General features: G+C 51.7%; 14 protein-coding genes and 1 riboswitch. Of the genes, 7 read left to right on the plus strand and 7 right to left on the minus strand.

The features are described 5' to 3' along the window. Window positions 1–98 precede the first annotated feature (98 nt). The 4 genes from A1359_RS05120 to A1359_RS05135 are packed head-to-tail and all read right to left on the minus strand — an operon-like array spanning window position 99 to window position 3,630. Window positions 99–1,526, minus strand: coding sequence for an AMP-binding protein (locus A1359_RS05120; protein ID WP_066978977.1), 1,428 nt, complete (start codon window positions 1,524–1,526; stop codon window positions 99–101). Between the two features lie 3 nt (window positions 1,527–1,529). Further along, window positions 1,530–2,822 carry a hypothetical protein gene (locus A1359_RS05125; protein ID WP_066978981.1) on the minus strand — a complete coding sequence of 431 codons (1,293 nt, stop codon included), beginning with the start codon at window positions 2,820–2,822 and terminating at the stop codon, window positions 1,530–1,532. A gap of 4 nt (window positions 2,823–2,826) precedes the next feature. Beyond that, complete coding sequence (locus A1359_RS05130; protein WP_066978984.1) at window positions 2,827–3,060, minus strand: acyl carrier protein; 234 nt, start codon at window positions 3,058–3,060, stop codon at window positions 2,827–2,829. 54 nt (window positions 3,061–3,114) lie between these two features. Beyond that, a complete protein-coding gene (locus A1359_RS05135) occupies window positions 3,115–3,630 on the minus strand; it encodes a methyltransferase family protein (RefSeq protein WP_232322125.1) in 516 nt (171 codons plus the stop codon). A 140-nt stretch (window positions 3,631–3,770) separates the two neighbouring features. Here A1359_RS05135 and A1359_RS05140 point away from each other — a divergent pair, with 140 nt between their 5' ends. Genes A1359_RS05140 through A1359_RS05165 form a run of 7 tightly spaced genes read left to right on the plus strand, consistent with a single transcriptional unit; the run spans window position 3,771 to window position 9,557 of the window. Next, the gene (locus tag A1359_RS05140; RefSeq protein WP_066978987.1) at window positions 3,771–4,034 is read left to right on the plus strand and encodes a phosphopantetheine-binding protein; all 264 of its coding nucleotides are present in this window, start codon (window positions 3,771–3,773) and stop codon (window positions 4,032–4,034) included. A gap of 4 nt (window positions 4,035–4,038) precedes the next feature. Then, on the plus strand, window positions 4,039–4,659 hold the full coding sequence (locus A1359_RS05145; RefSeq protein ID WP_066978990.1) for a COG4648 family protein: 621 nt from the start codon (window positions 4,039–4,041) through the stop codon (window positions 4,657–4,659). Beyond that, window positions 4,656–5,282: a LolA family protein gene (locus tag A1359_RS05150; protein WP_066978993.1), complete on the plus strand. Its 627-nt coding sequence runs from the start codon at window positions 4,656–4,658 to the stop codon at window positions 5,280–5,282. The genes A1359_RS05145 and A1359_RS05150 overlap by 4 nt, the downstream gene beginning before the upstream one ends. A gap of 3 nt (window positions 5,283–5,285) precedes the next feature. Continuing rightward, entirely contained in the window at window positions 5,286–7,598 is a 2,313-nt protein-coding gene (locus tag A1359_RS05155; protein WP_066978996.1) for an MMPL family transporter, read from the plus strand. After that, window positions 7,598–8,800, plus strand: a complete 1,203-nt coding sequence (locus A1359_RS05160; RefSeq protein WP_066978999.1) for a beta-ketoacyl-ACP synthase — start codon at window positions 7,598–7,600, stop codon at window positions 8,798–8,800. The genes A1359_RS05155 and A1359_RS05160 overlap by 1 nt, the downstream gene beginning before the upstream one ends. Further along, window positions 8,800–8,964 (plus strand): hypothetical protein, encoded by a 165-nt coding sequence (locus A1359_RS23080; protein ID WP_232322126.1) that lies wholly within the window; start codon window positions 8,800–8,802, stop codon window positions 8,962–8,964. Before A1359_RS05160 ends, A1359_RS23080 begins: the two co-directional genes overlap by 1 nt. Continuing rightward, window positions 8,940–9,557: a beta-ketoacyl synthase chain length factor gene (locus tag A1359_RS05165; RefSeq protein ID WP_232322127.1), complete on the plus strand. Its 618-nt coding sequence runs from the start codon at window positions 8,940–8,942 to the stop codon at window positions 9,555–9,557. Before A1359_RS23080 ends, A1359_RS05165 begins: the two co-directional genes overlap by 25 nt. Before the next feature lie 104 nt (window positions 9,558–9,661). On the opposite strand, the gene A1359_RS05170 is transcribed toward A1359_RS05165, so the two are convergent. The 3 genes from A1359_RS05170 to A1359_RS05180 form a co-directional block, all read right to left on the minus strand. Continuing rightward, the gene (locus A1359_RS05170) at window positions 9,662–9,955 is read right to left on the minus strand and encodes a hypothetical protein (RefSeq protein WP_157200480.1); all 294 of its coding nucleotides are present in this window, start codon (window positions 9,953–9,955) and stop codon (window positions 9,662–9,664) included. Between the two features lie 221 nt (window positions 9,956–10,176). After that, window positions 10,177–13,578, minus strand: a complete 3,402-nt coding sequence (locus tag A1359_RS05175; protein ID WP_066979005.1) for a choice-of-anchor O protein — start codon at window positions 13,576–13,578, stop codon at window positions 10,177–10,179. A gap of 100 nt (window positions 13,579–13,678) precedes the next feature. Further along, window positions 13,679–13,757, minus strand: a riboswitch (cyclic di-GMP riboswitch). A 281-nt stretch (window positions 13,758–14,038) separates the two neighbouring features. After that, complete coding sequence (locus A1359_RS05180) at window positions 14,039–14,674, minus strand: PEP-CTERM sorting domain-containing protein (protein ID WP_066979009.1); 636 nt, start codon at window positions 14,672–14,674, stop codon at window positions 14,039–14,041. Window positions 14,675–14,715 lie beyond the last annotated feature (41 nt).

The following is a 14,715-nucleotide window of genomic DNA, read 5'->3' on the forward strand; positions in this document are numbered from 1 at the left end:
CATATGATGCTTTCTTGTTTTAGGACGCTGGAGCGTCTGGGGCTGCGTTACCATTTATGCCCTTGAGGGTGCGCGGAGCGTGGGAACGATAGTTATCTTTAAGTTTCCAACATACTTCGTAACGTTTGGTAATCCAGCTTGCCATTCGGCAAGCGGGGCAGGGCGTCCAGCACTTGATAACGGCTGGGTTGCATGTAGGAAGGCAACTGCTGAAGTAGGTGTTTGCGTATTTCGGCAATGCCTATTCCAGATTCTAAAACCATAGCCAATACGGGTCGCTGGCCAGCGGTAGGATCATCGACACCCAGTACCGCACAATCCCGTACCCCATCAATTGCATTGACTACCGCTTCAATTTCCGCTGGTTCCACTCGATAGCCGGAGCATTTCAGCATGCGACCCAAGCGGCCATGAAAGCGGTATTCGCCATTTTCCAGGCTAACGCTGTCGCCAGTGGGATACCAACTTTGTGCGTTCAAAAAAGGCCGCAACTGGCCTGCGCCCCAATAACCGCTGGCTAAGGTGGGGCCGCGCACCCTCAGTTCGTTGCTGTCGGCATGGATATGCAATTCGCAGCCGGCTGCGGGTTGGCCGATGGGAATGTTTTGTTTGGCCTGCAACTGTTCCCGCTTAACCGGCCAATAACAACAGACATTGGTTTCCGTGGGGCCGAAGAAATTGTATAAAGCCGTTTGCGGCAGTGCTGCAGCTAAATCAATCAAAGCAGGTGTTGGAAACACTTCACCCGCGAAGATTATAAAGCGTAAGGATGCCAGCGGCGTTTGCGCCAAGTTGCCTTTGTAAGCCAGAAAGGCCAGCAGCGAAGGCACGCTGTACCAGCCGCTGATTGCTTGTTCACTGAGCCAGGCGCTCAAACGGGCCGGTGCCATGGTCAGTTTGCCGGGCAAAAAATGTAAGCTGGCGCCTGTGCCTAAAACCGCATAAAGGTCGAAGGTGGACAGATCAAAAAACAGCGGTGCACTGCTGGCGATGCGGTCGATGGGTGTTAAAGCCAGCAAATCAGCCGCCCAGTTTGCAAAAGCCGCAATCGCGCCATGACTCAGGGCTACGCCGTGCGGTTGGCCGGTAGAACCCGAGGTATACAAAATCGCCGCTAAACCATCGTTAGTCGTTTCGACGGGGTTAAATGGGGTGTTCGGACAATCGGCCATGTTCAGCCATAAACCTGCTTCCAGCCATTCGGGGGCTGTACCGATTCCTAATACGACTTTGACTTGCGCATCCGCAGTGATAAATGCCAAGCGGGAGCTTGGGTTTTTTAGGTCCAAAGGTACATAGCAAGCCCCGCTCAGCAAGACGCCGAAAACGGCAATCACCGCATCAATGCCACGATCCAGATGAATGGCGACGGGTTGGCCGGGTAGGGTGCCTAATGTTTGTAGCGCTGCAGCGACGGCTTGTGCTTGCTGTAATAACTGCGCATAACTTAAGCAGCGGTCTTGCTCTTGCAAGGCTAACGCATCCGGATGATCAATGCATTGATGTAAAAAGGCCTCAAGCAACATGGCTTAGCTCGGTTGGTTTGCCAATAATTCGTCGTCCATTTTGGCCATCACCGCATCCAGCCAGGCTTCGTCTATTGCCGGCGACAGATAGTTATACGATAGCGTCAGCCGGCCGTTGATTTGTCCGGCCAACAAGGCCATGCCTGGCGGTAGCGTCATCCAGCACAGCATGCTCATGTCTAAAACCGGTATGCCCTGAAAGCCGTTTTTGCTCCAGGATAAATCGCCGACATCGGAAAACCACAACGAGCTTAATTCGCCACCACTATGTTGTTTTCGCAGCAATTTGGCATAACGTGCCGGTGACAAGAATTGTCCCAACCACATCAGCGGCAAGTAAGCCAGATCCAGTTCGTCTCGCACGACTTTTGTATGTTGCGATAGCAAATGCTGGAATAAGCTTTGTCTGTTGTAGACCTGCTCGCGGGTGGCGCGGGCGAATAGACAGCCGACATGATTGCCTAATACCGGCGTAGGTGCATTTTGCCGACGCAAATTAAACGCATAAGGAATGCAATATCCGGCTTTGGCGGCTGGTGGTCCCACTAGCTCCATGGCTCGCATGAAACAGCCGAGATAATAGAGGGTGCGGCCAGCCATGCCGGTTTGCTGTTGCGCGAGTTTGGCGATGCGTTTGGATTCGTCGTCGTCATAACGACGCACTTTCAGTTTTAGGGTTTGTCGGCCTTGTTCACTGGTTGTGGGTAAGCAGCTATCCAGACGGTTGGATTCGTTATTGTGGCGTTTGGCTTTAAATAACAACAGCAGCTTTTTCCAGATACTCCATTGCGCCAGTTTGGCTTCGATCAGCGATGGCGATTCTTTGAAGCTTTCCGGCTGTTCCGAAGCTAGAAAATCCAGCAGAATCTTCCCGCCGCGCGCATCCAGTAACGGATGAACCCAGTTAAGCAGCAAGCTGCCACCGGTATTGCTGGCTATCCAATGCACGGTTAGCGGCAAAGATTCCGGACGGTTGAAAATCTCCAAAAGGATGCGCTGCGATTCTTGCTGCTGATCTTGATCCGCTTGGCAGCGATGCCGTTCCAGCACGATGGGCTGGCCGGTTGGTACCCAGGCAAAGCGTTTACCCTGAGATTCGATGCGCGCAGATGCCTTGGGGAATTTCTCCACCAGTAGATTTAAGCGTTGCTGTAATTGCTCCAAATTGGGTTCGGCGGCCAATTCCAAGGCAAAACAGCAATAGCCGCCGGGCATGCCGGCAGCACGGATTTCCTGGTCGAGCACATAGGTAAAATAGTCGGCCGGATTGAATAACTGCGGTGAGTTTGTTGTCATGGGGTTAGGCTGCTTTTTGTATCCATATTTCCAGCGCATTCAGGCTTTTTACATTGTCGGGTTCGATTTCCGTATCCGGCAGGGTGACGCCAAATTCTTTCTCGGCGAACATGATCAGCCGCATGATGCCCATGCTGTCGAGCCCGGCTTCCAGCAGATCATCGTCATCGCCAAAAGCGGCCGGGTCTTCATGGTAAATAAGTTCGGCAAAGATAAACGTTTTGAGTTTTTCTTTCATAAGTTGAGTTGATTAAGAAAATGAATGAATAAGCTGATTATACACAGCGAATAATCAGTCTTTGCCTGCCGCATTGCTAGAAAAAGGCTGGCTGGCAAAACCCCAGCGCGGCACTTTTTGGCAGTAATCGGAATACGTGACGCCGAAGCGTTTGACCAGAGCGGGTTCTTCGTAAAACACCACGAATAGGTGAAATGTCAAGCCTATCGAGCTGGCGTAAATCCACAGGCCGGCTTCAGGAAACAGCAGGCATTCGGCTAACAGTAATAGCAGAACGCCATGATACATGGGGTTGCGAGTTCGACGATATAGCCCGCTGACGACCAGTTTTTTCGGCGGATCGATAGGTGCCGGTGTGCCAAGCCCATCAACGGCAAAATCCCAGGCGCAACGTAGATAGATGGCTGTGCCGATAAGTATGCAGAGCGACGCCGGAATGCTTAGCGCCAGATTCGGCCATTGCAAGCTGCCGGTAGATCTCAATACTAATGAATAGGGGAAGTAAAATATGACTGTACCAGGAACCAGTACGGTAAACAGTATGACTTTAAAAGCTAATAAATAACGCACGTATTAATAATCCGGGTCGGCTGGGCTAAGGCTTAATCTGCTAGCAATTTTGGCATCACTAGCCTGGCAATCCAAGTGTTTTTGGCGCAAGTCGGATTATTGTGTAAAATCTTGGCTTTATTAAAGGAATTGAATCCGTTATGTCAGACGACTTGATCAGCCAATTGAAAGCCATGCTTATCGAGGGTTTGCGCCTGGAAGATATTGCACCGGACGACCTGTCACCCGATGCAGCTTTATTCGGTGGCGGCCTGGGGCTGGATTCCATCGATGCGCTGGAAATTGGCGTGATGCTGGATCGTCAGTTTGGTATCAAAATCACCTCCGGTGACGAACGCAATAATCAGATTTTTGCATCCGTACGCGCCCTGGCAGAATTCGTCGCCGATAATCGCAGCCGATAAAGTCATGCTTAACGCAATCAAGCCCGTCGCGATTGCCTGTTTGTTTCTTGCTTATCCCTTTCTTAGCGCTTACTTGGCCAAACTAGGCTTTGCCAGCCTAGAGTTGGTGGTGTTTGCCGGCATCAGCTTTTGGCGCGGAATCAAGCTGGAAAAAATCCTATATCGCTTGGCTACTCTGGCGTTAGTGGCTGTGTTGTTGGTAGCCGCCTATTTTTCCAACGCCTATTTCATCTGGTTGGTGCCTTCATTCGTTTATATCGGGCTGACTATATTGTTCGGCCACACCTTGTGGTCGCCGCCAACCTTGTGCGAACGTCTGGTGCGCTTACTGTATCCGGATTTTATACCCGGTATTGCCGAATATCTTCGTCAAGTGACCTGGGTTTGGACGGTTTTTTTCGCCGTCAATGTATTAGTCTGCGCCTTGCTGCCGCTTTTTGCCGGGCCAAAAGCTTGGGCTGTATACACGGGGGTGTTGGTGTATTTGCTGATGGGCGTTTTGGTGGTCGCGGAGTGGCTATATCGGCATAAACGTTTTCCTGATCTTGAAATTCCACCTATGCTGGAAACCGCTAAATTCTTTGCCTTGAACGGCCACAAGTTATTTGAGGATAAGCCGTTATGAAGCAGTGGCTGTTTTTGCTGTTACTGTTTGCGCCCATCTTGGGGTTTGCCGATGATAGCAAGCTGACTGAATTGCTGGCCCATATCCGCCAAACCGGACCGGCGCAATATCAATATCAAGAAACCCGACAACTGGAACTGGCGACTTCGCCCTGGCAAGGCCAAGGTATTATGCTGACCGACGGCAACGGCAGTTTGGTCAAGCTGCAATTGCAACCTACTCGGGTCATCATGGCTATTACTAATGACAGCATGATTTACTGGGACCCTGAACAAGATCAACGCCACACTATGCCTATAGATTATGCTGGCCCTGCGGCTGCGCAAATTTTGGTGTTCCGCTCCATCCTGCAAGGCCGTGCCGAGGAATTACAGCCTAACTACAATTTTGTTGCCGAGCAGCACGATAAGCACTGGACTTTAAGGCTGACACCCAAAGCCGAACACAGTGACGACCAGACAGCTGCCATCGAAATTTCCGGTGATGGCGACGATCAGCAACGACGGATTATCATTCGCCAAGCCGATGGCGAATCCACCGAATATCATATCGACAAGGCCTTACCCAAGCAGGCTGAGGCCTACAGCATTCCGCAGTTGCTGCAAGAAGCCACAGGAGAATAATCGGTGTCTTTCGTTTGGAGAAAACGCTGGTTTTTAATGCTGTTGCCTTTGCTATTGGCACTCACCGTTTGGCAAATCCGGGTCGAATCCGATCTTAATGCCTTTTTTACCGCTACCGACGACGAAGATTCCCGATTACTGTCCGGACTACTGCAGTCGGGCGAACTATCCCGCCGTTATCTGTTGGTGGTGGAAGCCAATGCGGATAAGCCGGATGATCATACCAATATGCTGGCAAATTTCAGCGCCCAATTGGTGCAGGGCTTGGCCAAGCTTGATGGTGTAGAGCAAGTTTGGCCAGCTAACCAGCCGCCACGCGACTGGATTGATGCAGTAACTACTTATGCGCCTTACCATGCGCGGCTATTCAGTCTTAACCCTGCGCAGGACGGAGTCACACTGTTTGATCCTTTGAGATTGCTGGCGCAGGCAGAGGGATTGAAGCAAGCCTTACTCTCGCCGCAGGGTGGTTTCGTCAAAACCATCGCCAAACAAGATCCATTGCTACTGTCGCTCAATGGTTTCAAAGGCTTACAAGCCCAGTTTGCCCAGCAATCACCCATTAGTGCTGCCGGTGGCGCCATCATCCTGCAAAGCCAGCCGCCGGCGCTGGATTCTGCTGCCCATCAACAGTTACAAAGCGCAATTCATGCCACTTTCGATGCGTTGAATGCTAACGCCGGCGGCGGATTTCATCTGGCAATGGCCGGTGTACCGGTATTCAGCGTGGCCGCACACAGTGAAATCAGCCGTGATGTGACTTTGGTGTCGGTAGTTTCCAGCGTCGGCGTGGTGCTGGTTTTTTTACTGCTATTTCGCTCATTCATCGCCCTGCATTGGATCATGATGATCCAGGCTGCTGCATTTCTGGTGGGTACGCTGGCAACCTCCCTCGCTTTTGAGTCTGTACACAGTCTGACGTTGGCGTTAGGCGCCAGTTTGATTGGTATCTGCGTAGATTATCCTATGCATGTCATGATCCATTCTGCCAAGCATCGCCACACGCCATTGGCTGCCGTACAACTGCTATGGCCCAGCCTGTTCATGGGTGGTTTGACCACCGTGGTCGGCTACATAGCGCTGGGGCTTACCGGTTTTCCGGGGTTTGAACAGATTGCCGTGTTTGCTTTGTTCAGCATCGCCACTTCACTGGCATTGACTCGCTGGGTGCTGCCGGCATTATTGGTTAATGTATCGATGCAGGTTGCCCATTTACCGGGCATTGCCGGCTGGGTGGCTTTTTGTGGACGTCGGCGCAAACTTTTGTTGAGTGTGTTTGCCGCTGCAGTGGTGTTGTCATTGCTGGTTTTGCCGCAGTTACGCTGGATGGATGACATGCAAAAACTGGCCATGGATATGGATTTTATCAAACAGCAAGACCAAGCTGTTCGCGCGCATTTTTCCAGCATCGAGCCAGGTCGTTTTGTTTTGATTCAGGCAGATGATTTCGAAACCGCGCTGCAACGTAGCGAAGCCGCCGAACGCCGTTTGCAGCAACTAAAACAGGCCGGCGTGTTGAGCGAATATCACGGCTTGTTTCCCTGGTTGGTATCGCAAGCGTTGCAAGCGGAAAACATGCAAACCTATCAGCAAGACATAACCCCGCAATTCCGCCAGGCTTGGCTGGACGCATTGACAGCAGCCGGCTTGTCTACCGAAAAGCTCGGCACGTTATTACCGGCCTCATCTCAGCCGCTGAATCCCGAAACGGTATTGGCTTCATCGGTTAGGCATATTCTGTCCGGCCAATTGCTGCAAGGCCAACAGGGCGTGAGTTTTGCAATATGGCTGGGCGACCACGATGCCGTTAAACTCAGCGAGGGTTTGCAAGGCCTAGCGGGCACTCGCTACTTTAGCCAAAAAGATCAATTGGATCACTTGGCGGCACAATATCGTGATCGGTCGTTACGCATGCTGGCCATCGGCATTGGTATCATGGCTTTGTTGATTTGGTTACAGCAACGCAATCTACGTAGAATGCTGTTGACCCTGGTACCGGCGCTGGCTGCGGTATTATTTATTTTCGCTACTTGGGCGGTAATCGGTGAAGAAATCAGTTTCCTGCATGTGATCGGCTTATTGTTGGCAATATCCTTGTGCGTCGATTACGGCATCTTCTTTATGGACAATCGCGGTCGCGACAGCAATGTCACGTATCATGCCATTGCATCGTCCACCCTGACTACGCTGGCATCCTTTGGGGCGCTGGGTTTAGGTAAAACCCCAACCTTACCCATCTTGGCGCTGTCAGTTAGTTTGGGCGTCACTGTTGGTTTTCTGCTTTGCCCATTGCTGATTCCTAAAACCACAAAGTAATGACGATACATCAGGCGCTGCCACCTGCAGCCATTACCGCTTATCAATGTGTTAGCGCCGCCGGCGATGACGTGGAGGCGCTATATGCCGCTTTAATGGCTAACCAAACCTGTTTAAAACCGCTAGGTTTATTCGACATTCCTTTCGAAACCTTGGTGGGTGAGGTCAGTACTGCATTACCGGCTCTACCAGCTCATCTTAAAACCTATCAATGCCGCAATGCCCAGCTGGCGCTCAAAGCATTGAATCAGGGGGGCTTCCGCGCTGATGTGGAACGCGCTATAGCGCAACATGGATCAACACGGGTAGGGGTGATTTTAGGCACCAGCACTTCCGGCATTTACGAAACCGAGAACGCCTATTTTGATTTACAGCGCGATGGCAGCATGCCGGCTGACTTTAGTTTTCTAACAACCCATACCGCCCAGGCTACGGCAGAATTTTTACAGCATGAACTGGCTCTGCAAGGACCCTGTTTTGCCATATCCACCGCCTGCTCATCCAGCGCCAAAGCTTTGGGTGCGGCACAACGCTTAATCACTGCCGATATCTGTGATGCGGTGCTGGTGGCTGGGGTAGATAGTTTGTGTCGCTTGACGTTGCGCGGTTTTTACAGTCTGCAGTTGATCTCGCCGGAAGCCTGCCGACCGATGGACGCCGAACGCAAAGGCATCAACATTGGCGAAGCCGCGGCCTTGTTATTGTTGGAACGCCCCAATCCCGATAACGCCGGTAGCCCCCGATTGTTAGCCGTCGGCGAGTCGTCAGATGCACATCATATGAGCGCTCCGCATCCACAAGGCATCGGTGCCGCCGCCGCCATGCGCCAGGCTGTGCGGTTGGCTGGCCGCCAACTGGAAGACGTCGATTACATTAATCTACACGCCACTGCCAGCCAATTGAATGATTTATCCGAAGCCAAAGCTGTAGCAGGTCTGTTCGACAATCCGCCGCCTTGTAGCGGGGTAAAAGGATTGCTCGGACATACTCTGGGTGCGGCGGGAGCGGTGGAAACCATCGTCAGCCTGTTGGCTTTGGAAAAAGGTTTTCTGCCCGCCACCTGTGGTTTACAACAAGTCGACGCGCAATGTCAGATCCCGGTCATTGCCAGATTGGATGCGGCTATAAAAACCAAGCTAGTGTTGAGCAACGCTTTCGGTTTTGGCGGCAATAATGCCAGCGTGTTGTTGGAGGTTGTCTGATGGAATACATGAGCCTGCTCGGTTTCGGCGCTTGCGCACCTGATGCTGATATACGCGCGGGCATGCCGTTTCCGGTTTCCGACATTATTCGTGCACCATTCCGCCTTTGCTGCGTCGCCGTAGTAGTCAGGCGACCCAAATGGCATTTACAGCCGCAACCTTAGCTTGCAAGAACGCCGGTTGTTCAACGGCGACCCTGCCAGCAATTTTTGCCAGCGTAGCCGGCGAAATTCAAACCACCGACCAACTTTGCCTGGAATTAAGCAAAGCCGATGGCGTGGTGTCACCCAGTGCTTTTCACAATTCCGTACAAAATACCGTGGCCGGTTATTGGAGTATTGCCCAGCAATGCAGCCAACCCGCTACAGCCTTGGCCGCAGGTTTGGACACTGTTGCCATGGCCATGCTGGAAGCCTGGTGCCAATTAGCCTGTCACGGTGGTGAATTGCTGCTGGTGTGTTACGACGAGCGCTGGCCGGATTATCTGGCCCCCGGCAGCGGCGCACCGGCTTTCGCTAGCGCCTTTGTATTAGCTGCGGGCGTTGTGGAAGACCGTGTCGCGCAACTTGGCAAACCACATATTGGCACGGCACGATTTTCTGCCGAATGGCAGTCTCAGGCAAGCAAAATGCCGATTCTGGCTGCCGTGCCGCTGCTTGATTCAATTGCAAACTGCGCGGAAAAACAACACATTTCGCTGTCCCCATTGCAATCGGGCTGGCAGGTAACTATGGATGGTTTGCATCAAAATAGTTGAACGCTTAACTTTTTGGGTCTTTGATATTTGATGTTGAAAAGTTACAGTTTGGATGAGTCAGGGCTTTTACTGATTGCCTTATGGCTATTATGCCCCCTGCCAGTTTATCGTTGCATCTGTTGCTCTTGTATCTGATTTTGTTCGCGCTCACGTTCGCGCTCTTGCATCTGCCATGAGCCGTCTTGTTGGTTATGCTCTTGTTTCATTTGGCGGTTTGTTTCCTGCATTTGCTGCTGCTGGGGGTTGCCGCGTGGAGCTGGATTGGTTTGCCATGTGCCGCCTTGATTAACACCGCCAGCACCTTGCCGTCCACCACCGCCCGGTGCTGCGGAAACGACTCCCAAAAAACCAGCCAGTAACATTAATATTGCTATCTGGCATGTATGATTTCGCTTCATTGCTTTATCTCCTAAAGATATTCGGACCGATAATTTAAGCAATCTCAAACTATCGGTCGTTGATCGTTGTGTATAAAAAAACACTTGGCTCAATTAACGCCATTCAGTGAGGTAAATTCCTGCCCAACCGGCTTCTTCCGTACCCATGCTGGCATTGATAACAAGACGTCCGCTTGAGGCATCCTGCCCGGGATAGACCCCGGGCAGGCGCGATCAAGAGACTAAGGAGTAGCAGGCGTACCGTCACCGCTACCCTGACCAAAATCCCAGCCCCATGTGTCGGAGATGTAGCCATCTATCCACCATACCCTACGGGCCATGGCGTCTGACCCTAGAAGCTCGCCGCTGTCTTTGTCGTGCTCCAACTGCGCCCAAACACCGTAGAGGAACTGGCCGCCAGGGTTGGCCGCCAGGCTGGCTTCACTGGCTTCCAGACCAGGAGTGCCCTGGTCGAACTGATCGAACTCGTTGCAAAAGCCTGAGCCGATATGTTCCGCTGGCACGCCTTTATCAGGATCAGTGTCCTCATGCGGATCAGACGGGTAGCAAGTACTAAGGTCATTCTCTGCCCATACCTGATAGTCATCGCCAAAGTTCACTGCGCGGCTATAGAACAGATCCAGTGGCTCTGGTTCGCCCTCGGCGGCGGTGGTGTTGTCACCGGTTTCGTACACTACAAAGAAGCGCGATGGATTCCTCACGTCTTCACCGTAAGGATTGATCCCGTAACCGAATGGGTTCAGCGTGTTGCCCACTCCTTGAGGTGAACCGGTGATGGCGAAGCGTGGGTCGAGGGTGGTGATCCGCATCGACTGATGCTGCGTCACGTTGCGGGCCTGCTCGGCGGCGCCGGCCGCATACTTGTTGCATACTCTGGGTTCGAGTAAGTCACCGCTGGCCTGGGTCTCGGCGCTGCGAAAGGTTTCGCAGGTAACCGTGCCATCTCCAACATAACGGTTTCTGTCATTCGAATCCCAGTACTTGTATTTCGCCGGCAAGGTGGTCCAGCTGGTGGCGCCTGCGAAGGAGCGGCGAATGTACAGCTCGTAGCGGTCGTTACCCTTTACGTTGAGACGCCAGTTGGGCGACCACGCATACAGCATCATCACCATATCTCCGTCCAGGAAGCCGCGATGACCCTTCGCCACGTCCAATGGATTGTACCAGGACTGGTCGGCCAGGGTGCTGGCGTCGTTGGTCCTCGTGTCGTTATCGCAGTTATATAGCACTGTTCCATCGGTGGATTTTACCGTGCTGAAGCTGGCTGGGCACTGGTGCCAAGACAGGACCTTGGTTTTATTAGGCTCTACCGAACTTCCCTGCAGTACCGGGTTAGTAGTCGTGGTGCCGAAGGGGGTACTACCTATGGTAACCATCGGGCAGTCAACTGCTTCACCGGAGTCTGAATCCGTGCAGGTGTCGGGAATGGTAGCCGACAGGTTGATGGCCGAATCCATACAGAGGCCACCTGGGTAGTAAGGATTATCTTTCTCGGCCAAGTTATTGCAAGCCATATTACGGAAGGCATAAGGATTACCGTCGTTGGTTAGGCTCCAATTGCCTCTATTCGGGATCACGATACGACGTGACATTACGTCCGCCGGGCCACCCTGGTTCATGATGCCTTGTTTCCAGGTCGGCAAGGCGAGCAGACCGAAGGCGGCTTTCGATGTAGCCAGATGCACCTTGTAGATATCCTGCCCCAGCCAACTGCCGCGGCGAGCGATCTCGGTATTGTAGATGTTGAAGTTGTAATTCCCTGAGTCATCAACAAAATTCCAAAACTCGCTGGTGTTGCGGGCCGGATAGAAATCACCGGATTGCCAGTCTACTTCCGGCTGGTTGAGTTGATGGCCGGGCTGTGTCAGGTTGGCCAACAGGCCGTCCTGAGACTTACCGCCAACGGTGTCCTTGATCGACATGCTGAAGGTAAAGTACTTGATGTTCTTGCCTTCGTCGAAAGTGAAGCAGTCGGGGTCGCTGTTGTTCTCCTGGACGCAGGATTGGCCGTTTGCATCGAAGGTGAACGCACCGAGGCCTTTGTCTTCCTCCGCTACCACCGCGACGAAAGCACTGTCGATGACAGCATCTCTTACTTTGCCAGTGGAGTCATAACCGTACATTGCCAGCCGCGGGCGGGTGGCCGCGGTATTGCCAACCAATGGTAAACCATCCTGGGTCACGCAGAGTACCGTCTCTTTGGGGTTCTGCTTGCCGGTCATAACCGTAACCGTGTATTTGCACATATCCTTTAGGCCGTAGCTCATCGGCGTCGCGTTCGCGACTGGGAAGACCGGTTTATTTTCTTCGGCGACCGTACCTAAGATGGCCGAGCCATAGCAGTAAGGTTTAGGATTGGTCACGTTGCACTTGGCGTTATCGGTCAGCTGCATGGGCATGGCGAAGGGTACGAAGGGTTTGGGCTTCTGCGTAATGTCGCCGGTGGCGGCAAGCTCGTAGTTCGCTAGGGTCATGGGCAAGCTACCATCCTCTTTAGACGGATCCTGCACCACATCAAAATGCTCCGCATCGATATAGGTATACCAAACGTCGGTCTGACTGTTGGCGACCGCGCCGCTCCAGCCCTCGCCGGGGCCTTCGCCCTGACCACCGCGCAAGCCATCGGGATCTTCTTGCCAAGTGATGCCGCAGCCGGCACCGGCCACGCAAACGGTTTCGATGCGATTGACATCACGAACGCCGGAAGTCAAGCGCTCGGGGTTAAACCAACGCATATAGCTCGACTCGGTGACATCTGTGGTGCGCGGGTCGTCGCCCTTGTTTAATACGCCGCGGGCGGTCCACAGGCAATTATAGGGTACCTCGCCCACCGCCTGGTTTGGCTCGTAGTCGTCCTCTTCTGCGTAGTTGACGGAACCCTGTGAGCCGCCGACGCCGTACATATCGATCAGGTAGAGGTCATCCGGTGTGGCCGTGGTCAGGTCGATGCCTAGAAACGCGGCGATGGCGGCGCGGCGAGCCTTCTGCTCGTCAGATGCTTGCGGATTGTCCAGCGAATAGTTGGGCTGACCGCTGCCGCAGTAACGACTCTGCCATGCCACCAGCACCTTGTTGCCCATGATGCTGTGAAACAGGTTGGTTACATCGCCAGGGTATTTATATGCGGTGTTCGCGAACAAAGGTACATCCGTCCGTGTGACATTGCAATTGGCGTTGTCACAAGATGTCTCGGAAGCTGAGTCGGAGAGATTGGTCTTTTTCCAGGTGATGCCGTCGTCCAGGCTCACCGAAGCGTAGGCATCGCGCTTGCCGTGGCCGATAAAGCCAACGCCAGGCACTTCTATCATGGGCCCGTACATGTGAACGTCCACCAGTGGCTTAGCCAAAGTACGCGTATCTTTCTTATTGCCATCAATGTCGAAGTAAAGACTGCCGTCCGAGTTAGCGTCAGGATCAGTCCCTGACTCGGCCCCGCTTGCGGCCTGCATCGGTACGTAAAATTTCATCTGGCCGATGAAGGCGTGCTCGGCCTCGTCCAGGTAGCCTGCTACCGTTGGGGACGGCAACTTGGACGTGCTCTTCAGTATTGGTTTGCCGGCTTCACCGTTACTGCCATCATCGGCGAGAGCTTGATTGATTCCCAGTGCTAGCGCGGTAGTCATTAAAAGTAATGCGGCTCGCCTGGATATTATTGTATTTTTGGTATTCACAGAATACCTCCCGTAAAATAAATTACAGATTGCGACGCTTACGAGGTCGATATTCGGCAATCCGGCTTTCCTTCTGGGAAGGAACCGCGACTTTCTGCCCCTACTTTACAATAGGTTTAGTTTTAGTTTTGTTTTAATTATAAATTACAAATATCACAAATTAGTTGAAAAAAAACGGAGTATTTAAGTTGGTAATTCTGTTTGTTACATCGATATTTAAAATCCGTATATATGAAGGGAATAGGCTTAGTATGTTCTATCAAAAATAGAAATAGTGACTCAATAAGTCCTATACATGGCTACAAATATTTTATATTCAGCGATCATTTAATGATTTCTTGGTAAAACTATAGGTCTCCTCTGTGCAATAAAGCCCCGATAAAAATCGAGACTTTCTACTGTCAAAACTAAATTAATTAGGCAATTTTATTTTTCTTGAAAAACCCATTCCAGCTAAGCCAATACCTAATAGGGCAATTGACGTTGGCTCTGGTACAGAAGATATTTGCGCTGGTACAGAAAATTCGGCACCTGTTAAAGCAAGCGTGTAATTCCCTGTTTGAAAAGTCCATGGATCCCGGTCCCATCCGGAAAGCGGGTCGAAGATTGGATATGTGTCATACAAAGCAAAGCCTAAAAAGTAGGTGCCTATGGATAAGAAAGAAACGTCCCCAGTATTGAACTGAGGAAGGTAGTTTCCATTTATAGTGTCAATATCTTCATCAAAAGCGGCCAGAGCGCCTAAAGAATCAAATAAAAACAGGGTTGAATCATTATCCCCAGGTGAGCCGTCATCCTCAAAGAAATTTGAAGTAACAGTTACTGAAAAAACGGAGGTATCTGAAATAAATATCTCAAACAAATCAATATCATCTACACCTTGTCCTAAATTAATCAAAGAACCGGTAATTGAGGTGAGCGGACCACTGCCAGTAGTTACTTGCGCAGTATTGATTAATTCGCCCGCATCACCTACCTCTGAAAATGATGCAGCATTAGCCTGGCCGAGAAGGCAGCTAATAAACAAACCTAAAAAAAGCTTTTTCATGGCATTTCCTTATATTAAGTTATTGAAATATACATTAGTTT

This window comes from Methylomonas lenta, assembly GCF_001644015.1.
GTDB classification, from domain to species: domain Bacteria; phylum Pseudomonadota; class Gammaproteobacteria; order Methylococcales; family Methylomonadaceae; genus Methylomonas; species Methylomonas lenta.

Coding starts and splice junctions, on each gene's coding strand:
- A1359_RS05120 (WP_066978977.1), bottom strand. CDS start 1,526: ATGTTGCTTGAGGCCTTTTTACATCAATGCATTGATCATCCGGATGCG.
- A1359_RS05125 (WP_066978981.1), bottom strand. CDS start 2,822: ATGACAACAAACTCACCGCAGTTATTCAATCCGGCCGACTATTTTACC.
- A1359_RS05130 (WP_066978984.1), bottom strand. CDS start 3,060: ATGAAAGAAAAACTCAAAACGTTTATCTTTGCCGAACTTATTTACCAT.
- A1359_RS05140 (WP_066978987.1), top strand. CDS start 3,771: ATGTCAGACGACTTGATCAGCCAATTGAAAGCCATGCTTATCGAGGGT.
- A1359_RS05145 (WP_066978990.1), top strand. CDS start 4,039: ATGCTTAACGCAATCAAGCCCGTCGCGATTGCCTGTTTGTTTCTTGCT.
- A1359_RS05150 (WP_066978993.1), top strand. CDS start 4,656: ATGAAGCAGTGGCTGTTTTTGCTGTTACTGTTTGCGCCCATCTTGGGG.
- A1359_RS05160 (WP_066978999.1), top strand. CDS start 7,598: ATGACGATACATCAGGCGCTGCCACCTGCAGCCATTACCGCTTATCAA.
- A1359_RS23080 (WP_232322126.1), top strand. CDS start 8,800: ATGGAATACATGAGCCTGCTCGGTTTCGGCGCTTGCGCACCTGATGCT.
- A1359_RS05165 (WP_232322127.1), top strand. CDS start 8,940: ATGGCATTTACAGCCGCAACCTTAGCTTGCAAGAACGCCGGTTGTTCA.
- A1359_RS05170 (WP_157200480.1), bottom strand. CDS start 9,955: ATGAAGCGAAATCATACATGCCAGATAGCAATATTAATGTTACTGGCT.
- A1359_RS05175 (WP_066979005.1), bottom strand. CDS start 13,578: ATGACTACCGCGCTAGCACTGGGAATCAATCAAGCTCTCGCCGATGAT.
- A1359_RS05180 (WP_066979009.1), bottom strand. CDS start 14,674: ATGAAAAAGCTTTTTTTAGGTTTGTTTATTAGCTGCCTTCTCGGCCAG.